The following is a 22,935-nucleotide window of genomic DNA, read 5'->3' as shown; positions in this document are numbered from 1 at the left end:
CTGCCCTCCTCAGCGCATGGATCGAACGTAGGCCACGATCCTGCGGCCGTCACGCACCCGGTCCTCCCAGGTGATGCCGACGGCCAGCAGGACTGCGCTGACGACCGCGATCAGCACGACCCGCGGCGCGGCATTGGCGTACGGGCCGATGTTGAACAGCACGAGCAGCGTCAGGATCGTGACACCGGCGACGAACGGAGCCTGCCAGCCCAGGCGGACGCCGATGGCCAGGACCACCAGCGCAGCAGCCCCGAGCAACAGCGCGCGCAATCCGGTGGGCTCGGCCAGCGCCTGCGGCACGCTCGGCAGGAGCGCGAGCGCCAGGCCCGGCCCCAGCACTGCCCAGGTGCTGATCTCGGGCTTCTTCACCGCCGCGAACGTCCCGGCAGCCAGGCCTGCCGCGCCGAGCGGCAACGTGTAGGCCTCCACGAACGAGAATCCGCTGTCGACGATCAAGCCGAGGTACGCCACGACCAGCGCGGCCAGCCCCGGCCACACCAGCCAGCGACGGCCCGCAGCGACGAAGCTCAGGGCGATCAGGCCGACGCCGGCGATCGTCCATCGCACCGAAACCTGGCCAGAGGTGCCTGGCGTCAGCAGAGCGATCCCGAGCCCCACGGCGGCGGCGATCTCGACGGTCGGGCCCACCGGACGGAAGGCGGGCGCCAGCTGCGCCGCCGCCATGAGCGCCAGCGCGACGGCCGCGACGAGCAGAGGGACAGAGCCGTCCGCCACGTCGAGCAGGTCGACCAGCGCGGCCGTGCCGCCGAGGACGAGGCCGGTGCCGATCACGGCGTGCGCGTGGCGCAGCTGGTCGCCGGTGCTGAGCAGCGCCACCATGACGAGCAGGAGCCCGCCCAGCAACCAGGTCGCGGCCGAGACACCCTGCGAGGCGGACGCGAGGGACGCCGCCACCAGTGCCAGCCAGGCCACGAGGACCGTCGGCGCCGCCACGCGCGTACGCAGGCGGGCCACGACCAGCCCTGCAGCGAGCACCAGCAGTGACAGCGCCGCGGCCCAGACCGGCCACTTGAGCGCTGCGACGGCGTCCGCGCCGCCGATCGCCAGCGCCACGACGGCCGCAGCGAGGGCTTGGCGAGCCGCGGACAGCTCCGGCCAGCGGGCGACGAACCAGGCCGTCGCCACCAGGGCGACCAGCACGACCGGGACGATCCATGCCGCACGATCGGCGACCGCTCCGGGGTCGAGGCGCGCGTCGCCGGCCACCTCCCAGGGAGCCCCGAGGCTGTTGCCCATCGTCGCGAACAGCTCTGCCACGAGGGCGATGTGGACGACCGCGATACCCGCCACCGCCGGGACGGCGCCCAGGCGCACGCCCCGCATCCAGTCGTCCACTCCCCTGGTTCCGACGGCCGACAGCGCCACGGCGAGCACGGCCAGCACCAGCCAAGTGCTCTCCGTCGTGCCCGCGTCCGCGACCGGCACGACGACCAGTGCGCACGCGGCCAGCACGGCGAGCGCCACCGCCGGGATGCGGACGACCGGCACCAGCCATGCGATGACGACCGCCGCGGCCCCCATCAGCAGCATCGGAGCACCGTGCCCCGAACCGGCCAGCTCGTCGGGCGACGGGTGGTCGATGACCGCGACGAACGCCGCCACATAGGCCGCCACGAAGAAGACGGCGACGACGGCTCGGGCAGCCAGCGTCGTGGGCGGCAGCTTCGCCGGACGCGTGGCCAGTGCCAGCACGCCGGTGACGATCAGCGCGATGACCGCTCGCCAGGCGAAGTCCCAGTCGTCACCGAGCCCGCCGGCACCGATGCCGGCGATGGTGATCGCGACGCTCGAGGCCACGGCCGTCGCGATCAGGACCGTGTTCACGTGGGGTCGCGCCCACACGGCGATCGCCGTGCTGAGCGCCAGTGCCACGATGCCCCACACCACCCAGCCGCCCGCGACGCTCAGCGAGCCGATCCCCGCGAGGTCCTCGTGCCGGGCGGCGAAGAAGTCGAGCGTCAGCAGCGCGAGGAAGACCGACCAGACGGCCTCGGCGGAGGCACGCAGTGGCCGGCGGGTCACCCAGACGCCGAGCGCGCCGATGACCGCCGTGACGCCGAGCAGCACCAGCGTCCGAGCTGCCAGGCCGAGGTCCTCCCACGATCGGGTCACGAAGATGATCCCGGCCGCGACCAGCCCGAAGGCACCCAGGACCAGCAGGATCGTGCCGACCGACCAGCCACGTCCGGCGTCGCGCGGAGGTGCCGCTGCCGGCGGGCCCTCGGCGGGCGGCGCGGATCCTCGCGCCGGATAGGGCTGCCAGGTCGGCGGCACCGCGACGAACGGGTCAGCCGCCGGGGACGCCTGGGGCTGGGGCGCCCGCGGCTCGGGTGCTTGCGGCTGTGCGGGCGCTTGCGGCTGTGCGGGCGCTTGCGGCTGTGCGGGCGCTTGGGGCTGGGGTGCCGGGGGCTGGCCGACCGGTGCCAGGCGGTGCTGGCCGGCTCGGGCCAGCAGGTCGTCAGCCTGCAGGAGCACCTGCCAGAGCTGACGGGCCTCCATGGAGGTGAGGTCGAGGCCGCAGCGCGGGCACGCGGGCTGGCCGTCGAGGACACCTCGGCAATCGGGGCAGGACCGGGGATCCGCGAAACGCATGGCCACACTGTGGCGGGTGCGACAGGCAGTTACAAGCGCCCACCCCGCGAGCGGCGCAATTTGACGAAAGTGAGACGGCGTGTCGCCCCGATCTGCACCACTCGCGGGACGGTCGACCGGACTCTCAGGTCTGTTGCTGCGACCCCGCCGGGCCCAGGACTCCAGGGTGCTTGAGGCGACGGCGGGCCAAGAAGGCGTCCGGGCTGCGGCTCTCCGAGATCTCGACGAGCACCCCGTCGTATGTCGTCCCGTAGCAGACCGCTGCTTTGCCGCCACTGGATTCGGTGACGTCGTGGTGCCAGAGCACCCCGTCGAGCCCGGCACGCACGGCAGCGATCCCGGCGACATCCAGGCACAGGTGGTTGACGCCCAGATCGACCGGGCGCGCGGCGTGTGCGTCCGCGCCGCCGACCACGGTCACCGGGACCGGACCGGGCACCGTCGCCAAGAGGTGACGCGCTGGGTCAGGCACCCGCACGGTCACGCCGACCAAGCCCGTCGGGCCGCCGTCCGCGGCGCGCAGCTCGACCGGCGTGCCGTCGGGGCAGCGGACCTGCTCGTCGGCACCGAGTCCCAGCCGCGCGCGGACCGCCGCGACATCCGGCACCGCCCAGGCCAGCGCTGCCACGCCCGGGCTCGCTGCCGGCCTGATCGCGGGTGTCGGCGAGCCGAAGGCGAAGAGCTCGAGGAACGCCGTGTCGGTGCGCAGCAGCGCCATCGCGGCGGACGTGCCTTCCGTCGCGAACACCTCGTCGGCGGGGCCGGTTCCCACGGGCCACGCGAAGGCCACGTGGTCGGTGGCCCCGAGGATGTCGACCCAGAAGGACCGAGCGCGGTCAAGATCGGCAACGCTGACCCCGACGTGATTCAGAGCGATGACTCCACTGGCCACCGCCATAACGTAGCCGAGACGTGCCGCCGTGGCCTACCCATGAACACCTCGGGCGACTCGACGACGTCGGGGGCGGCCGGCAAACACCACCAGGTCGGTCTGTGCGATGCGGTCAGCGCCCCGGCCAGCGCCACGAAATACACCAGCGTGAGCGGCTTGATCGCGGTCAGGACGAGGAAACGACGAAAGTCTCGCCGGGCGGTTGGCCACCCCGAGGCCGGCGGCGACGCTGGCCACGGTCGGTGTCCAGATCTCACTCATCACACCTAGCGCGTCCCGAACGGCATCACCGCAAGTCGGAGCTGTCTGCCTCCAGCCCGGCGACGCAATTAGTTCGCCCTGCGCTTGTTGACGTCCCGTCCGATTACTTGCACACTGACCCGCAAGACATCCGATGTCTGGTCGGTGCGTCGGCCTTGCAATGGAGTCTTCGCAGGGGATGCCCTTCCCAGAGGCGCACACCGCTCAAGGAGAAACGCATGGCCACCATCTCCCACCGCTTGGTACAGACGAACGGCATCCGACTGCACATCGCTGAGTCCGGGCCGGAGGACGGCCCGTGCGTGATCCTGTGTCACGGCTTCCCGGAGTCGTGGTACTCGTGGCGGCACCAGCTGCAGTCCCTCGGCGACGCCGGTTATCACGTCGTCGCACCGGACATGCGCGGCATGGGGCGCTCGTCGCGACCCATGGCACCGGAGCAGTACACCCAGCCGAAGCTCGTCGGTGACATGGTCGGGCTCCTCGAGGCACTTCCGCACGAGACCGCGGTCATCGCCGGTCACGACTGGGGCGCGCCGGTCGCGTGGAACGCGGCGCTCATGCGACCCGACCTCTTCACCGGCGTGATCGGCCTGAGTGTCCCCTACTACGGAGCACGCACGACCTTCACCTACGACCACACCGTCCCTCCCAGCATCTCGATGGACCGCGAGACCGGCCCCGGATTCCACTACCAGCTGTACTTCAACGAGGTGGGCCGAGCGGAGGCCGATCTCGAGCTCGACGTCCGGCACTGGCTGCAGGGGTTCTTCTTCAGCATCTCCGGCGACGCGCCACCCGAGGAAGTCACCCTGGGCGACCTCGTGCGCGGCGACCAGCTCGCCGACGCGCTCACGTGGCCCCGTCGGCCGATTCCGTGGCTGAGCGACGAGGACCTCGACTTCTATGCCGGCGAGTACGAACGAACGGGCTTCGGCTCGGCGCTGAACTACTACCGCGCCGCCGATCACACATGGCACGAGATGGCTGCGTTCCGGGGCGCCAAGATCACCGTCCCCGCGTGCTTCATCGCCGGGGCCGATGACATCGTGCTCGCGGCGAACGCCGATCTCTACGAGAACATGCCCATCGAGGTGCCAGACCTTCGCGCCAACGTCCTCATCCCCGGCATCGGGCACTGGACCCAGCAGGAGGCACCGGAGGAGACGAGCAAGGCCATGCTCGCATTCCTCGCCGATGTCACGAGCGAGCCAGCATGACCGCCGTGTTCGTCCACGGAAACCCCGAGACGTCATTCGTGTGGTCCGACCTCGTCCCTGAGCTCGAGCAACGGGGCGTCGAGGACATCGTCCTGTTGTCGCCGCCCGGATTCGGCGGGGCCGTTCCCGACGGCTTCGACGGCAGCCGTCTGGCACACCGGGACTGGCTGATCGGCCAGCTCGAGGACCTTGGCGACCCGGTGGACCTGGTCGGGCACGACTGGGGAGCTGGCCATGTCTACGCCGTGGCTGCCGAGCGGCCCGATCTGCTCCGGTCGTGGGCTGCCGATTGCGCGGGCCTCGTGCACCCCGACTACGAGTGGCACCCTGCTGCCGCGGTGTGGCAGACCGAGGGCGACGGCGAGGAGTCGGTCAAGGGCATCGTCGCGCTCGACGGTGACGAGCTCGGGGCGGCTTTCGGCGTTCCGCCCCGGCTGGCCCCGACCATGGCCGAGCATCTCGACGACACGATGGGGGACGCGATCCTCAAGGTCTACCGGTCGGCCGCACAGCCAGCGATGCGCCAGCTCGGCGACCAGCTGGCGCAAGCCGACCGACGTCCCGCCCTCCTGATTCACCCGACCGCTGACCCGTTCGTTCCGCCTGAGATGACCCCGCCCGTCGCTGCGCGCATGGACGCCGAGATCCTCGCACTCGACGGCCTGGGGCACTGGTGGATGTTCGAGGACCCCGCCCAGGCCGCGGCGGGACTGGTCGACTTCTGGGCCCGAGCCTGAGCCTGATCTGACGTCGCTGGCCGGGCGCACCGGAGCTCAGATCGAGATTCCACCGTCGACCGGGAGGACGACGCCGGTGATGTACGCGGCTTCGTCGCTGGCAAGGAACGCCACCGCGGGCGCCATCTCGGCAGGCTCGGCAAAACGCCCCATCGGGACGGACGCAGCCAGCTCGGCCAGCTTGTCGGCCGGGATCGACTCGACCATGCGCGTCGACGCGTTGGGCGAGATCGCGTTGACCGTGATCCCGAACCGGGCGAGCTCCTTGGCCGTCGTCTTGGTGAGCCCGATGATGCCGGCCTTCGCCGTGGCGTAGTTCGCCTGTCCCGTGTTCCCCCGGATCCCGCTGTACGAGGTCACGTTGACGATGCGTCCCCGGCTCTGGGCCCGGAAGTGCGGGACCACCGCCCGGGTGAACCTGAATGCCCCGCCCGCATGGGTCGACATGACCGCCTCCCAGTCATCATCGGTCATCTTCCAGACGACGCCGTCGCGCAGGATGCCGGCATTGTTGACCAGCAGGTCCACCCGTCCCGACACCTCGACCACCGTGGCCACGACTCGGTCGACCTCCGCAGAGTCGCTCACGTCGGCGACCAGTGGCACGGCACCGATGGCGGTCGCGGCGGCCTCGACCTCCTCGCGGTCCCGGTCGACCAGGAACACATCACCTCCCCAGCCCACGAAGGCCCGTCCCAGCTCGAGACCGATGCCCCTGGCGCCGCCGGTGATGATGATGCTGCTGCCGTTGTAGTCAAAATTGACGTTCGCCATCCCGCCTCCTCCGCGTCCTGCGATGGTAGCCTAACGGGCGTTCGGCAGGGCACCATTCAGGAGGATCACATGGAGTTCGCATACTCACCGAAGGTCGAAGAGCTGAGGGACAAGGCGCTGGCCTTCCTGAACGACGAGGTGATCCCCGCCGAACCGCGCTATCAGCGAGAGAAGCTCGAGATCCCGCAGTGGGAGACGCCCCCCGTCATCGACGAGCTGAAGGTTCGGGCACAGGCGGCCGGACTCTGGAACCTCTTCCTGCCCGCCGGCGAGCAAGGACTCACGAACCTCGAGTACGCCCCCATCGCCGAGATCACCGGGCACAGCCCGTGGATGATGCCTGAGGCGTTGAACTGCTCTGCACCTGACACCGGCAACATGGAGCTGCTCCATCACTTCGCGACTGAACCGGTCCGCGATCGCTGGCTTCCGCCCCTGCTGGCCGGTGAGATCCGTTCGGTCTACGGGATGACCGAGCCCGCCGTCGCCTCCTCGGATGCTCGCAACATCTCCACCCGGATCGACGTCGACGGCGACGATCTGGTCATCAACGGCCGTAAGTGGTGGTCGAGCGGCGCCATGAGCCCTCGCTGCAAGGTGGCGATCGTGATGGGGCAGTCGCAGCCCGATGGTCCCCCGCACCAGCAGCAGTCCATGGTCGTCGTGCCCATGGACACGCCCGGCGTCAACATCGTCCGTTCCACGAGTGTCTTCGGCTACTCCGACAGTGGCCACGGCGGCCACGCCGAGGTCGAGTACGTCAACGTCCGCGTGCCGCGCGAGAACTTGCTGGGCGAGCTGCACGGCGGGTTCGCACTGGCGCAGGCCAGGCTCGGACCGGGGCGCATCCACCACGCGATGCGGCTGATCGGGATGGCCGAGCGCGCATTCGACCTGATGTGCGAGCGCTCCATGGTCAGGTTTCCCTTCGGCAAGCCCATCGCGGAGCAGGGAGTGTTCCAGGACTGGGTGGCCGAGGCGCGCATCCGCATCGAGCAGGTTCGTCTGCTCGTCCTCAAGACCGCCTGGCTGATGGACACGGTCGGCAACAAGGGTGCGGCGATCGAGATCTCGGCGATCAAGGTCGCTGCGCCGCAGATGGCGACGTGGGTCATCGACCACGCCATCCAGTCGTTCGGAGGCGCCGGCGTCAGCCAGGACACGCCGCTGGCCGAGATGTACGAGCAGGCTCGCATGCTGCGTATCGCCGACGGGCCGGACGAGGTCCACAAGATGTCCTTGGCCCGACGAGAGCTCAAACGCTACCGCCCTAGGGTGTAGCCCATGACGGTCGAGCGCGCTGAGCCCACCTCCCAGGAGATCCGGCGCGTGGCCCTCGAGATGTTCGCGACCAAGGGGTACGACGCCACGTCCGTTCGTGACATCGCCGCGGTGGTGGGCATCCGGGGGGCGACGATGTACCACCACTTCGGCTCGAAGGAGGAGATCCTGTGGGATCTCACCTTGTCTGCCCTGGAGGCGATCTCATCGTCGTGGAAGGACGCCGAACGGCAGCTCGGCACGGACGATCCCACCGAACGCCTGCGCGCATTCGTCCGCGCGCACGTCGTGTTCCACATCCGCCGCCAGACGGATGCGGCCATTGTCAATGCGCAGCTCAATCGACTCAGCCCCGATCACTTCCAGGAGGCCGTGGCCCTGCGGAGCCGCTATGAGCGAGAGCTCACCGCGATCGTCGAATCGTGCTTGGCGACCGGTCAGCACACGGTGCCGGACCTGCGGGTGACGGTCTTCGCGATCCTGCAGATGACCACGGCCGTCACGACGTGGTACCAACCGGACGGGCCCTTGTCGGTGGACGAGCTGGCATCGGTGTACGCGGAGCTCGCCGTCAAGATGATTGCCTAGCCGCGACCCCGTCCGTCACGACGAGGCTGCGTGACGGACGGGGCCCCCTGCGGCTCAGCCGTTGCGGATCTTCTCGATGTCCTCGCGCTGCAGCAGCGATCCCCTGCCCTGCAGGTGGCGCGAGTGCTCCTGCGTCGCCTCGTAGAGCCTCCGTGCACGGTCACTCGCCGCATTGTTCTTGACCCACTGGTCGTCGAGGTATCGACCGCCGTCCTCGAAGACCTTCGGGACGAAGCCCTTCGCGGCCGCATTGCACTCGTCCTGGGTCAGCTTGCCGCGTGTCGTGGTGTAGAGCGCCGTCTTGGGTTCGAGGGAGGTGACACCCGGACGAATCGGACCAGCCGTCGCTGTGGAGGGTGCGTCGTGGAGCACCGCGTACGGGATCGCCGACCACATGTCCGCCGGTTGCGCGGCGTAGCGGCTCATCACGTACGGGCTCTCCTGCTGGGAGGTCAGCGAGATGAAGCCGACGACCTCCGCGATCGCGTCACGCCCGTACTCGTCGTTCATCAGCGGCTTCATGCGGTTGGCCCGCTCGTCCAGCATGCACCAGTCGTCCTGCTCGTAGGTGCCGGCGAAGTGCGCGAAGTCCTTGAACACGCCGTAGTAGACCAGCGAGCCTGCATCGATCATCTGGTCCCGCGACCAGCCGGCCATGCGCTTCCACAGCTGCGAGGTCGCGTCCGCCATCTTCTCGCGCAGCAGGTCCAGGTAGTCCGCCAGATCTCCCGCATTCTCCATGTGGACCGGGATGTAGCCATCACTGAGATAGTCCGAGGTGTAGAGGCCGACCGCGACGACGTTGTCGTGGTCATAGGACGGTGTCGCCTCGAAGCTGCCCCAGTCGTCGACGATGTTGAAGTGGGTGTCCTTCATGATCACCGGCATCGTCAGGTTGTTGTGCTCGATCTCCGAGGCCACCCCGTCCAGCCACGGGTAGTCCCCCTCGGCGAGGTCGACGAAGTCCCGTACCAGCATCTCGTTGGCACCGACCTGATAGGGCCCGCTGTTGTGGATGCCGAGCCGGCACTCGCAGTTCTTCAAGAATGCGTACTGCGACGCGGTGGCCAGGAAACCGGCGACAGCGGAGTGCAGCCGATCTCCCGGCACGCACCCGATCGCATCCGCCTCGAACACCTGGAGCGCACGCTCGGGCAGGATCTGCGCGCGATTGCTGTTGTCGCTGTTCAGGACGTGCCCCGTCTGGCGGTGATACGCCAGGTTCGCCCGGCGGCTGAAGTCGAGAACCTCGTGGATGTCGTCCAGCGAGTCGGTCGGATTGATCATCCCCATGTCGATCAGGAACTGTCGGCCACCGAGGAAGAAGTTCGGGATCGTGCTCAACGAGATGGCGTTGACGTAGGACGAGACCTCCCGGGCCCGGTCCCCGACCTCCTCAGGGCTCATGGAGGCCGAGATCTTGCGGACCAGCTCGGGCCACCGGTACCACGCGTTGTAGTAGGACAACGCGATGTACGGGTTGACGGGGAACAGCTTCGACTCCTGCACCGTGCGCGTCGTGCACTGGAAGTAGAAGCTGTCGCCGGACTTGCGCAGCCAGGCGTTGTCCTCAAGCAGCTGTGTGTACGTCAGGTTCGTGGGCATGTGCTGCTCCCCCTCAGGAGATCTTCGAGATTCGGACACGGGCGCTCTCGTCGCGCTCGGCGTAGGCATCAGTGGCCGGCTTCGAGTACTGGACGTGGATCTTGTCCCCGTCGGCGAGGCCGTCCAGTTCAGCGGCCATCAGGCACGGGATGTTGTACTCCCGCGTCAGGATGCCCAGGTGGGAGCGGACCGTGCCGCCCATGCAGATGACGCCCGCGAACCCTTCCAGGATCGGCGCGGTCAGCGTTCCGCCCGAGTCATCGATGATCGCGATGGTGTCTGGCGGCACCCCGCCGAGCAGCATCTCCATGACCACGTCGACCGTGCCGACGAACCGCGCCGTGCCGGTCAGATCGGGGGCGGAGAACACGTTGTCGCCGGTACCGACGACCTTTCGCCCCTCATCATCGGTCACCTGGTTGCCCGAGTCCGACACGACCGCCAACGGCTTGTACTTCTCCGGGCTCTCCGCAAGGGACACGTGCGCGGAGGTCTCGAAGGTGTAACCGGTGTCCAGCAGGCTCTTCTCGACAGCCTGGAGGTCCTCGGCGGTGATCTCGCAGGCCAGGTCGTGGACGAAGTCCTCCCAGGCCCTGCCCGAGGCGGCGAACCGCTCGGCGACGACTTCCCGGACGGCGCGGTGGAAGTGCTCCACCGTCGGGGTCATGGCCTTCTTGCCCCATTTGTCGTCGAGTACTTGTGGCTGTGACATTGAGCCTCCCAGAAACGATCGACCAGATCAGTGGCCGCAGACATCAGATCAATTGGCGGCCACACTCGCGATCATCGCCGAGTCCAACAGCCCCGGGCTGGACCCGATGCGCGGGACTTCGCGCCCCGATCAGGCGTGAAAAACGCTCGGATCCGAAACCGTGCGGTCAATCTAACGTGACCTGGGTCACCATGGGAAGGGTTGGGGATCGCTTACTTGGCGACCACAGTTTCCAGTACGCGCCGGCAAGTCATCCGATGTATGACGGAGCGAGTCCCCCGTCGGACTCGGCAGCAGCCACGGTCTCCGGATGCTCCAGCTCGCGGAACCACTTCTGCGAAGCCGAGAGGTGCAGTGTGGCCGCCGAGCTGGCCAGCGCCGCGTCCCGCTCCTCGAGCGCGTCGACGATGGCCGCGTGCTGGACCAGCGTCAGGGACTTCACGCCGGCGATCGAAGCGCGCCAGATGCGAGCGCGTAACGCGCGAGCCGAGATCGCCGCGACGATCGAGCAGAGCGTCTCATTGCCGGACGCGGCCACCACTTGGGCATGGAACTCGACATCACGATGCACCATCTCCTCGGGATCGTCGGTGGCGCGCATGAGCTCGAGGCTTCGCCTCAGCCCTTCGATCTGCGCATCCGTCACCCGTGTGGCGGCGAGGGCCGTCGCAGCCGGCTCGAGCAGTCGCCGCACCTCGAACACCTCGTGCAGCGTCTGGTCGCGGACCAGGTCGACGGCGAATGACAGCCCGGAGAGCAGCAAGTTGGGCGACAAGCTGGTGATGTAGGTGCCGTCGCCACGACGCACGTCGAGGACCTTGGCCTGGCTCAGCGCCTTCACGGCCTCACGCAGCGAGCTCCTGGATATGCCGAGCATCGCCGCGAGATCCTGCTCGGGAGCCAGGCGGTCCCCCGGAGAGAGCTCCCCGGTGATGATGAGCTCTCGGATCTTCTCGATGGCTGCGTCAGTGACACTCATGGACTCTCATCTCGTCAGGCGGGGATCTGTCGCGGGAAAACCACCATTGTGGTGATGCACGTCACGGGATACTGTGGCCTCAAACATCTGATGTTTGGACGCCCATCCAACATCCTAGCCGTGACGAGGACCCCACCATGTCGCTGACACCTGACGACATCAGAGCGATCATGGCTGCGTTCGACGCGTCCGACTGGTCGGACCTCTCTCTCCAGCATGACGGCACCCACCTCGAGCTCAGCCGCAGCGGGGGCACGTCGTTCGTGCCGGAGTCCGCGCATCCAGCCGATCCGCCCGCCGTCGCTGCTGCCCCCTCGGCGGTGGCCGGGCCTGGGACGCCCGCTCCCGTGCCCCCCGCGGCGCCAGACAGTCCGACGTCCGCCCCCGACGGCGTCAGGGTTCTGGCGCCCACCGTGGGCTTGTTCTGGGCCTCACCCCAACCGGGCGCTCCCCCGTTCGTCGAGGTCGGGCAGTCGGTCCGACCAGACGACACGGTGTGCATCGTCGAGGTCATGAAGCTGATGAGTCACGTCAAGGCCGGTGTCGCCGGTGTCGTCGTCGCCAAACCAGTGGAGAACGGCGCCATGGTCGAGCACGGGGACACCCTCGTCATCATCGCCGAGGACTGACCAGTGCCCGGCCTACGTCGCGTGCTCGTCGCCAACCGCGGTGAGATCGCTGTTCGCATCATCCGCGCGTGCCTCGACGAGGGCATCGAATCGGTGCTGGTCGTCTCCGAGGCCGACCGCGAGACAGCGGGCGCGTATCTGGCCGATCGTGTCGTCTGCATCGGGCCGGCGCCATCGACCCAGAGCTATCTCGACGTCGACCGCGTCATGGCGGCAGCCGTGGGCACCGGATGTGACGGCCTGCACCCCGGCTACGGCTTCCTGGCCGAAAGGCCCGAGCTGGCGCAGGCCTGCGCCGACAACGACATCACATTCGTCGGCCCCGACGCGGACACCATCCGCCGCGGTGGCGACAAGATCCTCGCTCGGGCCCTGGCCCGGGACAACGGCGTGCCCGTCGGCTCAGGAAGCGATGCGCTCGACGATGCCCGGCAGGCACGGGCGATCGCCGAGGAGGTCGGCTATCCGGTCCTGCTGAAGGCCGCGGCCGGCGGTGGCGGGCGAGGCATGGTGCTGGTTGAGACCAGCGACCACCTGGAGGGTTCCTTCGCCGCGGCCAGCCATGAGGCCCTCCAGGCGTTCGGCGATGGTCGCCTCTATGTCGAGCGGTACATCCGACGCGCTCGACATGTGGAGGTCCAGATCCTTGGCGACTGCTTCGGGAACATCGTCCACCTGGGAGAGCGCGACTGCTCGATGCAACGCCGATTCCAGAAGATCGTCGAGGAGTCGCCTGCCCACGAGCTGGGCGACGACGTGCGCGACAGCCTGCACAACGCCGCCCTTGCGTTGACCCGCGCCCTCGACTACGTGGGGGCAGCGACGGTGGAGTTCATCGTCGACGCCGACACCGGAGATGCGTCCTTCCTGGAGATCAACACCCGCGTCCAGGTGGAGCACCCCGTGACGGAGCTGGTCACCGGGATCGACATCGTGCGAGAACAGCTCCGTGTGGCGGGAGGACTCGCGTTGTCATTCACCCAGGACGATGTGGTGATTTGCGGTCACGCCATCGAGTGCCGCATCAACGCCGAGAACCCGGACCTGGACTTCCTTCCCGCCCCGGGAACGGTGACGCGCTGGATCCCTCCCCAGGGCGGCGGCGTCCGTGTCGACTCGCACGTCTACGGGGGGTACACGATCCCGCCGTACTACGACTCCATGATCGCCAAGGTCATCACGCACGGCGTCGACCGGGCACAAGCCATCGCCCGCATGACCCGTGCGCTCGACCACCTGGTCATCGAGGGGGTCGTGACCAACCGCGACTTCCTGATGGCGCTCATCAGCCATCCCGACTTCGTCGGCCAGCGGCACAGCACCCGCTGGATCGAGGAGTCCTACCTCGCCAGCCCTGTCTAGAGGAGCACCCCATGGCCACCATCGAGTTCGTCGACCAGACACTGCGCGACGGGCACCAGAGCCTGTGGGGCATGCGCATGCGCTCGGGACACGCGCTCCCCGTGGCAGCCGACATCGACCGGGTCGGCTACCGGATCGTCGACTACACCGGGTCCTCGGCCATGGAGGTCATGGTCCGGCACTGCCAGGAGAATCCATGGATCGGCCTCGACCGGGTGCACGCGGCCATGCCCCACTCGACATTGCGTGCCGGCGCGCGGTCCAATGCCATCGTCGGGATGGGCCTGACGCCGAACTCCATGCTCGAGCTGTGGAACGCGACGCTGGCCAAGCACGGCATCGGCAGCTTCTGGATCTTCGACTGCCTGTTCAACCTCGGGCAGATGAAGTGGACGACCGATGTCGCCCGTTCCAACGGCATGAAGGTCTCCCCACAGGTCCAGTTCGGCGAGTCCCCCGTGCACACCGACGAGTTCTTCGCCGGCGTGGTGCGGGAGATGGCGAGCTGGGGTGTCGACAGCATCATCTTGGGTGACGAGGCGGGCGTCCTCTCCCCGCAGCGCGCCCAGACCTGGATTCCCGCGATGGTCGAGGCCGCGGGAGGCGTGCCGCTCGAGGCGCACTTCCACAACACCGTCGGTGCCGGGACCATCAACTACGTGACCGCCGTGCAGCACGGCGTCACCATCCTGCACACAGCAGTGGGACCCCTGGCGAATGGTCCGTCCATGCCGTCGATCGAGACCAGCGTGGCCAACGCCCGGTGGCTCGGCCACGACGTGGCGATCGACACCGCCGGCCTGGGGGCCATCGGGGACCACTTCGCGGCCATCGCCCGCGCCGAGGCGCATCCGATCGGGGCTCCCCGCGAGTACAACGTGCTCCACACACTGCACCAGCTCCCCGGTGGCATGACGGGCACGCTGATCAACCAGCTCAAGACGTACGGCATGGAGTCCCGCTACGACGAGCTGCTCGAGGAGATCACGATCGTGCGCGAGGAGATGGGATATCCGGTCATGGCGACGCCGTTCTCCCAGCTCGTCGGGATCCAGGCACTGCTGAACGTCGTCAACGGCGAGCGGTACACCGTCTTCCCCGACGAGAACCTGATGTACCTGGCCGGACACATGGGTCCGATCCCGGGCACGGTTGCGCCGGAGGTCATGGACCGGGCGTTCGGGAGCACGCGGGGCCAGGAGTTCCTGAGCTGGGAACAGCCCCAGCCGAGCCTGAAGGAGATCCGCAGCCAGCTCGGGGCCACCATCTCGGACGAGGAGCTGCTCCTGCGCTTCCTGATGCCCGGCCCCGACGTCGACGCGATGTTGGCCGCCGGCCTGCCCCCGACCGATCTGTCGGCCGGGAGCAGCCCCACCGCGGAGATGATCCGCACCCTGATGCGTGACGATTCCGCCCCCTGCATCAGATACCGCGACGGCGAGCTGGACCTCAGTCTGCGTCGAGCAGGAAAGGACGCCTGATGGACATCGGATCCCTGGTCCGCGCCAGCGCTCGCCGATTCGGCGACGCACACGCCCTGGACTGCGACGGGCGGACGCTGACGTTCGCGGAGTTCGACGCCGCGACCGACCGCATCGGCAGCTCCCTGCTCGCCAACGGGCTGGACCCGGGCGACCGGGTCGGCGTCATGATGCCCAACGGGATCGAGGGCCTGGTGGTCTACTACGCGCTGGCGAAGGCCGGACTCGTGCGGGTGCCGCTCAACGAGAAGGACACGGCCGAGACCATGACCTTCAAGCTCGAGGACGCCGACTGCCGTGGCCTGGTCCATGACGGACCCGTGCCAACCGATGCGCCCGCGCTGGTCCACGTCGGCGACGCGGAATGGATCGACCGGACGGCATGGACAGGTGCGAGCGCACCCTGCTCGGAGCTCCGCCATCCCGAGGCGCCCTACCGGCTGGGGTACACCGGGGGAACCACCGGTGTACCGAAGGCCGTGTGTCTCACGATGCGCGGCGAGCACGCGGAGCTCGCGAACTTCCTGATCGACCTGATGCCCGATCTGCGACCGGGCGACACGATGTTGCACGCGGCCCCGATCATCCATGCCAGCGGCGCGTTCTTCCTGCCGACCCTGGTGCGTGGCGCCCGCAATCGCATCATGACCAAGTTCGACGCCTCGACGTGGCTCGAGGAGCTCGAGCGGACCCAGGCGGCCTACACGTTCCTCGTCCCCACGATGCTCGCGCTCGCACTCGACGAGCCCAATGTCACCGATGTCGACGCGACTGCCCTCCGCCGGCTCTGCTGGGGTGCATCGCCCATCTCCCCCAGCGTCGCCGCCGAGGCGGAGGAGACATTCGGCCAGGTCCTCGCGCAGACCTATGGCCAGAGCGAGGCTCCGATGACGATCTCGGTCCTGCAGCCGCACGAGCACGATCGAGTCGGGTCGGCCGGGCGGCCCTACACCCTCGTCGACGTCGCCGTCATGGATGAGGACGACAATCCGCTCGCCGCCGGCGAGATCGGGGAGGTGGTGACCCGGGGTCAGCACCTCATGAAGGAGTACTGGAAACGGCCGGAGCTGACCGCGGAGACCATCAGGGACGGCTGGCTGCACACCGGCGACCTGGGCTATGTGGACGACGAGGGCTTTCTGTTCCTCGTCGATCGCAAGAACGACCTGATCATCTCCGGCGGTTCGAACGTCTATCCGCGCGAGGTCGAGGATGCCCTGACCTCGCACCCGGCAGTCCGGGAGGCCGCGGTCGTGGGAGTTCCCGACGACACCTGGGGCGAGCTGATCCATGCGGTGGTCGCCCTGCGATCAGCCGCCGAGGTCGACGAGCTGCTGGAGCATGCCAGACAACGCCTGCCGCGCTATGCCCGCCCACGGTCGCTCGAGATCTGGGACGACCTGCCCAAGAGCCCGGCCGGCAAGATCCTGCGCAGGACCGTCCGTGACGTCGAGGTCGAGCGCCGCGCCGCTCCGTCGGCATGAGCGCGATCCTCGGGCGACCCGTGCACGTCGTCGACATCCTCCGCACACCCTTCGGTCGCGGCCGTGAGGGTGGCGCGCTGTCCGCGGCCCATCCCGTCGACCTGTTGGCGCACACCTTCCAGGCACTCCAGGAGCGCACCGGTCTGGATCCGTCGACCATCGACGACGTTGTCGTGGGATGCGTCCAGCAGGTCGCAGAGCAGTCCGGCAACATCGCGCGGCACGCGACACTCGCGGCAGGCTGGCCCGAGTCGGTTCCCGGCATGACGTTGGACCGCAAGTGCGGTTCGTTCCAGCAGGCCCTGACCGATGCCTCACACGCGGTCGCGGCGGGGACGCATGACGTCGTCGTGGTCGGCGGCGTCGAGATGATGAGCCGGATCCCGATGCGCATGAATCGTCTGGACCGCGACGAGCTCGGCACCCGGTTCCGGGCACGATATCCCGAGGGCCTGGTCGGTCAGGGGATATCCGCCGAGCTGATCGCCTCGCGGTGGGAACTCGACCGTGGCGATCTTGACCGCTTCGCCCTGCAGTCCCACCACCGCGCCGCACACGCGCGGGACACCGGTCTGCTGGACGCCCACATCGTCCCGTACGACCTCGGTGATCACGTCGTGGCGGTCGACGAGGGAATCAGGGACGAGAGCACCTTCGAACGCCTCTCCGGCCTGCGTGCCCCATTTCGCACCGACATCATGGCCGAGCGTTTCCCCGCGATCCAGTGGGTCGTGACGGCTGGCAACTCCTCACAGATCACCGACGGTGCGGCCGCCGCGCTGGTCGTCGCCGAGGACGTGTTCGACCGCACCCGTCTGCGATCGCGCGCCCGCATCGTCGGACACAGCATCGTCGGCGACGACCCGATCATGATGCTGACCGGCGTCATCCCGGCAACCCGGCGGCTGCTCGCCCGCGCCGGACTCGATGCAGCCGAGATCGACGTCTTCGAGGTCAACGAGGCCTTCGCGAGCGTCGTCCTGGCCTGGCAGGCCGAGCTCGGTGTGGAGGACGCACGCGTCAACCCATGGGGCGGGGCGATCGCGTTCGGCCACCCCGTCGGGGCGTCTGGCGGTCGGCTGCTGGCCAACCTTCTGGGCCACCTGGACGAGACGTCCGGTCGCTACGGGCTGTGGACGATGTGCGAGTCCGGCGGCATGGCCAACGCGACCCTCCTCGAGCGCACCTCCTGACCCATCCACGCATCCCGAAGAAGAAGGCGCACCCATGGACCACTCGACATTTCGCTCGACGTTCTCGATGCCGATCGGCGGCGGCTACGCCTATCCGCCGCCTCCCTACCTCTACCGCGGTGTCGAGGACATGTTCATCTCCTACGAGGCCAGCGCCGACGCCGTCGAGCAGCTCCTGCCACCCGGCGTGACGGCGAGCGATGAGGTGCCGACGTGCATCGCGTGGGCCCGCTGGGTGCCGTTCTCCACATTCGGCCCGTACCACGAGGCCTATGTGATGATCCGTGCCGACTTCGAGGGCCAGACGTACCTCTACCAGCCATTCATCTTCTGCGACAACGAGATTCCCCTGGAAGCGGGCAGGGAGCTGTGGGGCTACGCAAAGAAGCTCGCCCGCATGGAGCACAGCTGGGGCGAGCCGGCCAAGCCCTACGGCGAGCAGCTGCACTTCACGGTGGAGCGTCCCGAGACCCGACGCATCATGACCGCGTCGCTGCACCCGGAACGGCTGTCGGACCCTGCCGACCACGAGAACCTGCCGGTGCTCTCGACCCGTTTCATCCCGCACACCGAGGCGGGCCACCCACCCAGCGTCGCTGAGCTCGTCCGTCTGGACGTCGACGCCACGGTTCACACCTCGGCCGACGGGACCGCGCAGCTGTGGGAGGGCAGGGCCTCGCTCACGATGGACTCCGTCTCCGCTGTCGATCCGTGGCACCTGCTGGCTCCCCAGCGGGTGACCGGCGGGTGGTTCGGTCGCTACGACTTCGACCTCCAGCACGGTGTGGTCGTGCACGACTACCTGGACGACGACATCTGGTCATGACCTCGCGTTCACGAGGTGAGGATCCGCGGCGACCCTTCCGTGTTCAGCAGGCTCCAGTCGTCCACGCGGCCGAGGGCATAGGGCAGGAAGTCAGCCATCGGTACGGTCGCGACCGACCGTGCGGAGGCGTGCAGGTCACCCTCGATGAAGCGGGCGCCGATCACCTCGACCACGGGTAGCTCGTCGAGCGGGTCGTGGACGGTCCCGGTGAGCGCCACCGTCCCACTGCCGCTCCTGGAGACGCGGAGCACGTTGTTGAACTCGGCGACCGTCAAGATCGCGTCCTCCTCCAACCCGATGCCATCGGTCGCCGGACGCGACTTGAAGTTGAAGTTGATCCCGGCGGCCCGGCCCGGCCCGTGATCGATGTCGAGGTCGGCCTCGAGCGCCAGCAGATCCACCCCGTGTCGGGTGATCGTGGCCGAGAAATGGTCCCCGGACCGGTACAGCTGGCTGCGCGCCAGCTTCTTGGGCTCCCCGAACATCTCGCGACCGTAGATCATCGGTTGGTCATCGTCCATCCACATCGCGAGAACGTAGTCGCCTGCGAGGTCGCCGAACGTGGCCGAGACATAGATGGCGCCGCCATCGAAGTCGGCAACGCAGTTGCTGCGCCAGCGTCCCACCATCGCGGTGACGCGGGGCGTGTCCCCCGGTGCCAACGGCGGGGGAAGCAGACGCTCGATCGCCGCCGGGTCGCTCAAGAAGTCGACGGACAGCATCTCCGCGTCGACGAACCGCGGTTCGCTCTGCGCGACCTGGATCCTCTCAATCTCCTCTGCAGTCTTCACATATCCCATGGTTCTTCCTCTCACTCGGGTGCGCGGTCCTCTGCCAGCACGGCGCTCGACAGGTACGAGCGCTCTATCTCGTCGATCCGGGATCGCGCCTCTGCAGCGGTCAGGGCGAGCTCGATCCGGCCTCGTCGCATCAGGTAGACGCGATCGGCGTGCTTCAGCGCCTTGCGCACGTGCTGCTCGACGATCAGTGCGCCGGTCCCGGACTCCTTCGCAGCCGTCCTGACTGCTGTCAGCAACCGGTCCACGACCAGCGGTGCCAGACCGAGCGAGAGCTCGTCCGCGAGCAGCAGCTTCGGACGACGCGCCAGCGCACGCCCCAGGGTCAGCATCTGCTGCTCCCCGCCGGACAGCAGCCCGCCCTTGGTGTCGATGCACTTCTCCAGCTCCGGAAAGAGCGCGGTCACCTCGTCGACCGAGACACCGGCGCACCGCAGGTTCTCGCGAGCGGTCATGGCCTTGAACACGGAGCGTTCCTCCGTGACATAGGAGAGCCCTCGGCGCGCGCGGCGGTGCAGGGGCGACCTGGGGCCCAGGCCGGCGAACGACACCGTCCCGCTCATCGGCTTGAGCTCTCCGCTCAGCGCGAGAAGCGTCGTGGTCTTGCCGACGCCGTTGCTGCCGAGCAGGCAGACGACCTCGCCGGCCTGGACCGCGAGGTCGACCTCGTGGATCACACGCTGACCGAAGTAGCCAGCGCTCAGGCCATTGACCTCCAGGACGCCGCTCATCGTGCATCCCTCGTCGCGTCGGCGACGACAGGTCGCCGGGCGAACTGTTCATCGACCGGTTCATCGTCCGGTTCGCTCGAGCCGAGGTAGGCAGCGATGACGGCGGCGTCATGACGGACCGTCTCCGGTCTTCCCTCGCTGATCTTCTGTCCGAAGTCGAGCACGACGATCTCGTCGCAGACCGACATCACGAAGTCCATGTCGTGCTCGACGAGCAGGATGCCCATCCCCCACTCGTCCGCGAGCCTGCGGACCAGACTGGCCAGCTCTGCACTCTCGACCTGGCCGAGCCCTGCCGCCGGCTCGTCCAGCATCAGGACGCTGGGCTCGCTCGCCACGGCGCGAGCGATGGCCAGCAGCCGGCGATCTGCGTAGGACAATGAGGCGACGTACCGGTCGGTCTTGTCCGAGAAGCCGAACTCGCGCGTCGCCACCAGCGCGGCGGCCGGCAATGGGGGGTTGACCGGGGCGAACAGGTCCCTGAAGTAGGAGAAGCGGTCACGCGGGTCGGATGCCGTCCTCAGGTTCTCCATGACGGTCGAGTCCTCGAAGAGCTCCAGCGACTGGAACGACCTGCCCATGCCCGCTCGCGCCCGGCGCACGGCTGACCAGCCTGAGATGTCGACGTCGTCGAGTCGTAGGCGGCCCGACGAGGCCTTGGTGAACCCGGTGACGGCGTCGATGAACGAGGTCTTCCCGGCACCGTTCGGGCCGATGAGGCCGACGATGCTGCCCGGCCGGACACTGAGCGACACCTCGCAGACCGCCGTCGTGCCTCCGTAGGTCACCGTCAGCTCATCGACGTGGAGGGTGCGGGGCGCCACTGGGTCGACGGTGAGCGCCGCCGGTGGCTCCACGGACGAGCCGGCCCTGGTCCGCTTCGCGCGGCCCAGTCCCAGCTTCCGTTTGATCCACGCGATCTGGCTCGCGCTCTCCTTCGCGATGCCGTCCTGATTCGCCAGGACCAGCACGATGATGCTCAGGCCGGTGATCAAGGGGAGGTACTTGCCCGTCCCGGACGAGATCGAGTCGAGCAGCTGCTGACCGAGGGCCCCGGGAACGAGGGGCGAGGCGAGGATCGGACCCATGAGGTAACCGAGGCCGCCGACCGTGGCGATACCGACGTAGTTGAGCGAGGCCAGGCTGGTGAAGTTCTGGTACTGGATCGTCGGCAACATGAACGCGAGCAGGATCCCGCCCAGAGCCGCGAGCGCCGAGGACAGCGCGAATGCGTAGAGCTTGGCGCCCGGGACGCTGATCCCGAGCGCCGCCGCGGCTCGTTCATTCGTGCGCGCTGCGATGAGGCGACGACCGCTGCGACTTCGGCGGACGTTCGCAACGACCAACGTGGCCGTCAGGACGCACGCGAGCACCACGAATCCGTACCGAGCCGGGTGTGCGATGGAGTCGATCTCCCAGCCGAACAGCGTCGCGGCCCCCACCTCGGTCCCCTCGATGCCGCCGGTGTACTTGGGATTGTTGAACACGATCAGCTCGACCGCCGCGCCCATGCCGAAGGTCACCACAGCCAGGTTGAGGCCGCGGGTTCGCACCGCCGGCAGCGCGAAGAGCACACCGATCGGGACCGTGGCGACGACCCCGATGACTGCGGCGAGCCAGAACGGTGTGTCGTAGACCGCCGCGACGCGACCGGCGATGAATGCGCCGATCCCGGCGAAGGCGAACTGCGCCAGCGACAGCTGCCCGGCGTAGCCCGTGACAACGACGATCGACAGCAGGATCAGGGTCGCGCACAGGCTGATGATGAGCGCGTTCTGCCACGGCGCCGACATGACGCTGAGCAGGACCACCGTCACCGCCGTCCCGATCCCCACCCATGGCCAGTTGATCCGGCCGGTGCCGATCGCGGGAAGCCGCTGTAGGAAGAAGTCCCGCAGCGGGAGCGCCTGTCCGCGCAGCACCACGACCAGGACGATCACGATGAACGGCACGGACTTTCCGATGCCGCTCACATTGACGTAGCGCTGGGTGAGCGTCTCCGCGACACCGATCAGCAGACCGCCGACCAGGGCGACCGAGAAGGACCGAAAGGACGCGAGCAGGGCCGCGGCGAGGGCTGCCAGCACGACGTTCGTGAGGACGGCGGCCTGCAATGTCACGATCGGCGCGATGAGGATGGCGGCCAGGCCTGCGAGGGCGGACCCGATCGCCCAGTTCGCTCCGGCCACGACATCGGGCGACAGGCCCAGGGAGCTGGCTGCCCGCTGGTTCTCCGCGACGGCCGAGGTCGCCAGCCCCAGCTTCGTGAACCGGTAGACGGCCCACAGGACGACGCTGAGAATCACCGCGGTCGACGCCACGATGACTCGGTCCGAGGAGATCGTGATGTCCCCATGGATGGTCCAGACCTGTTGCCGCAGCTCCACCGGGACGAACAGCGGATTGGAGCCGTAGCGCAGGACGATGATCGCCTGGAGCGTGATCAGGATGCCCAGCGTCGCCACGATCCTGGCCAGGGGCGAGGCCGTCCGCAGTGGCCTCATGATCAAGAGGTGGCACAGCAGACCGATGACGGCCGAGAGGGCCACACCGACGAGGACGGCAGGAAGGAATGGCCAGCCGCGCTCTGTCATCAGCTCGAACTCCGCGTACGCCGCGACCATCCCGATGGCGCCGAGCCCGAAGTTCAGGACGCCCGAGCCACGGTAGATGACGATGAGGCCCTGCGACGCCAGTGCGTACAGCGAACCGACCCCGAGCCCCAGCAGCGCGAACCTAATGAACTCTTCCACGATGAACCACTCCTCCG

At 68.3% G+C, this 22,935-nt stretch carries 19 protein-coding genes; 10 read left to right on the top strand and 9 right to left on the bottom strand.

Translation table 11 applies throughout. From position 1 onward, the window contains the following. Window positions 1-9: 9 nt before the first annotated feature. Entirely contained in the window at window positions 10-2,613 is a 2,604-nt protein-coding gene (locus NQV15_RS07815) for an SCO7613 C-terminal domain-containing membrane protein (RefSeq protein WP_232399259.1), read from the bottom strand. Window positions 2,614-2,737: 124 nt separating this feature from the next. Continuing rightward, on the bottom strand, window positions 2,738-3,505 hold the full coding sequence (locus NQV15_RS07810) for a VOC family protein (RefSeq protein ID WP_232399258.1): 768 nt from the start codon (window positions 3,503-3,505) through the stop codon (window positions 2,738-2,740). 479 nt (window positions 3,506-3,984) lie between these two features. Here NQV15_RS07810 and NQV15_RS07805 point away from each other — a divergent pair, with 479 nt between their 5' ends. Continuing rightward, complete coding sequence (locus NQV15_RS07805) at window positions 3,985-4,986, top strand: alpha/beta fold hydrolase (RefSeq protein ID WP_232399257.1); 1,002 nt, start codon at window positions 3,985-3,987, stop codon at window positions 4,984-4,986. Then, window positions 4,983-5,723 (top strand): alpha/beta fold hydrolase, encoded by a 741-nt coding sequence (locus NQV15_RS07800; RefSeq protein WP_232399256.1) that lies wholly within the window; start codon window positions 4,983-4,985, stop codon window positions 5,721-5,723. Before NQV15_RS07805 ends, NQV15_RS07800 begins: the two co-directional genes overlap by 4 nt. Window positions 5,724-5,759: 36 nt before the next feature. Here NQV15_RS07800 and NQV15_RS07795 read toward each other — a convergent pair whose 3' ends face one another. Further along, window positions 5,760-6,497 (bottom strand): SDR family NAD(P)-dependent oxidoreductase, encoded by a 738-nt coding sequence (locus NQV15_RS07795; protein ID WP_232399255.1) that lies wholly within the window; start codon window positions 6,495-6,497, stop codon window positions 5,760-5,762. A 69-nt stretch (window positions 6,498-6,566) separates the two neighbouring features. On the opposite strand from NQV15_RS07795, the gene NQV15_RS07790 reads away from it, so the two are divergent. Further along, window positions 6,567-7,778 carry an acyl-CoA dehydrogenase family protein gene (locus NQV15_RS07790; protein ID WP_232399254.1) on the top strand — a complete coding sequence of 404 codons (1,212 nt, stop codon included), beginning with the start codon at window positions 6,567-6,569 and terminating at the stop codon, window positions 7,776-7,778. A 3-nt stretch (window positions 7,779-7,781) separates the two neighbouring features. Next, on the top strand, window positions 7,782-8,366 hold the full coding sequence (locus NQV15_RS07785; protein WP_232399253.1) for a TetR/AcrR family transcriptional regulator: 585 nt from the start codon (window positions 7,782-7,784) through the stop codon (window positions 8,364-8,366). A gap of 54 nt (window positions 8,367-8,420) precedes the next feature. Here NQV15_RS07785 and NQV15_RS07780 read toward each other — a convergent pair whose 3' ends face one another. The 3 genes from NQV15_RS07780 to NQV15_RS07770 form a co-directional block, all read right to left on the bottom strand. After that, a complete protein-coding gene (locus NQV15_RS07780; protein ID WP_232399252.1) occupies window positions 8,421-9,971 on the bottom strand; it encodes a hypothetical protein in 1,551 nt (516 codons plus the stop codon). Between the two features lie 13 nt (window positions 9,972-9,984). Then, the gene (locus tag NQV15_RS07775; protein ID WP_232399251.1) at window positions 9,985-10,683 is read right to left on the bottom strand and encodes a PEP-utilizing enzyme; all 699 of its coding nucleotides are present in this window, start codon (window positions 10,681-10,683) and stop codon (window positions 9,985-9,987) included. Window positions 10,684-10,933: 250 nt separating this feature from the next. Then, the gene (locus NQV15_RS07770; RefSeq protein WP_232399250.1) at window positions 10,934-11,662 is read right to left on the bottom strand and encodes a FadR/GntR family transcriptional regulator; all 729 of its coding nucleotides are present in this window, start codon (window positions 11,660-11,662) and stop codon (window positions 10,934-10,936) included. 137 nt (window positions 11,663-11,799) lie between these two features. Here NQV15_RS07770 and NQV15_RS07765 point away from each other — a divergent pair, with 137 nt between their 5' ends. From NQV15_RS07765 to NQV15_RS07740, 6 genes are read left to right on the top strand one after another with little or no spacing between them, the layout of a single operon-like run. After that, window positions 11,800-12,291: an acetyl-CoA carboxylase biotin carboxyl carrier protein gene (locus tag NQV15_RS07765; RefSeq protein WP_232399249.1), complete on the top strand. Its 492-nt coding sequence runs from the start codon at window positions 11,800-11,802 to the stop codon at window positions 12,289-12,291. Between the two features lie 3 nt (window positions 12,292-12,294). Further along, on the top strand, window positions 12,295-13,653 hold the full coding sequence (locus NQV15_RS07760) for an acetyl-CoA carboxylase biotin carboxylase subunit (protein ID WP_232399248.1): 1,359 nt from the start codon (window positions 12,295-12,297) through the stop codon (window positions 13,651-13,653). Window positions 13,654-13,664: 11 nt separating this feature from the next. Then, complete coding sequence (locus NQV15_RS07755; protein ID WP_232399247.1) at window positions 13,665-15,134, top strand: hypothetical protein; 1,470 nt, start codon at window positions 13,665-13,667, stop codon at window positions 15,132-15,134. Then, on the top strand, window positions 15,134-16,618 hold the full coding sequence (locus NQV15_RS07750; protein ID WP_232399246.1) for a class I adenylate-forming enzyme family protein: 1,485 nt from the start codon (window positions 15,134-15,136) through the stop codon (window positions 16,616-16,618). The genes NQV15_RS07755 and NQV15_RS07750 overlap by 1 nt, the downstream gene beginning before the upstream one ends. Next, window positions 16,615-17,811 (top strand): thiolase family protein, encoded by a 1,197-nt coding sequence (locus NQV15_RS07745; RefSeq protein WP_232399245.1) that lies wholly within the window; start codon window positions 16,615-16,617, stop codon window positions 17,809-17,811. The genes NQV15_RS07750 and NQV15_RS07745 overlap by 4 nt, the downstream gene beginning before the upstream one ends. A gap of 34 nt (window positions 17,812-17,845) precedes the next feature. Continuing rightward, entirely contained in the window at window positions 17,846-18,637 is a 792-nt protein-coding gene (locus NQV15_RS07740) for an acetoacetate decarboxylase family protein (RefSeq protein ID WP_232399244.1), read from the top strand. A gap of 8 nt (window positions 18,638-18,645) precedes the next feature. Here NQV15_RS07740 and NQV15_RS07735 read toward each other — a convergent pair whose 3' ends face one another. Genes NQV15_RS07735 through NQV15_RS07725 form a run of 3 tightly spaced genes read right to left on the bottom strand, consistent with a single transcriptional unit; the run spans window position 18,646 to window position 22,918 of the window. After that, on the bottom strand, window positions 18,646-19,428 hold the full coding sequence (locus NQV15_RS07735) for an acetoacetate decarboxylase family protein (RefSeq protein ID WP_232399243.1): 783 nt from the start codon (window positions 19,426-19,428) through the stop codon (window positions 18,646-18,648). A 20-nt stretch (window positions 19,429-19,448) separates the two neighbouring features. Further along, the gene (locus NQV15_RS07730) at window positions 19,449-20,165 is read right to left on the bottom strand and encodes an ABC transporter ATP-binding protein (protein WP_232399242.1); all 717 of its coding nucleotides are present in this window, start codon (window positions 20,163-20,165) and stop codon (window positions 19,449-19,451) included. Beyond that, window positions 20,162-22,918 (bottom strand): branched-chain amino acid ABC transporter permease/ATP-binding protein, encoded by a 2,757-nt coding sequence (locus NQV15_RS07725; protein ID WP_232399241.1) that lies wholly within the window; start codon window positions 22,916-22,918, stop codon window positions 20,162-20,164. The genes NQV15_RS07730 and NQV15_RS07725 overlap by 4 nt, the downstream gene beginning before the upstream one ends. Window positions 22,919-22,935 lie beyond the last annotated feature (17 nt).

The organism is Aeromicrobium wangtongii, assembly GCF_024584515.1.
In the GTDB taxonomy this organism is placed as follows: Bacteria; Actinomycetota; Actinomycetes; order Propionibacteriales; family Nocardioidaceae; genus Aeromicrobium; species Aeromicrobium wangtongii.
Note: the sequence above shows the minus strand (reverse complement) of the source record. Positions and strands in the feature narration are given on the sequence as shown.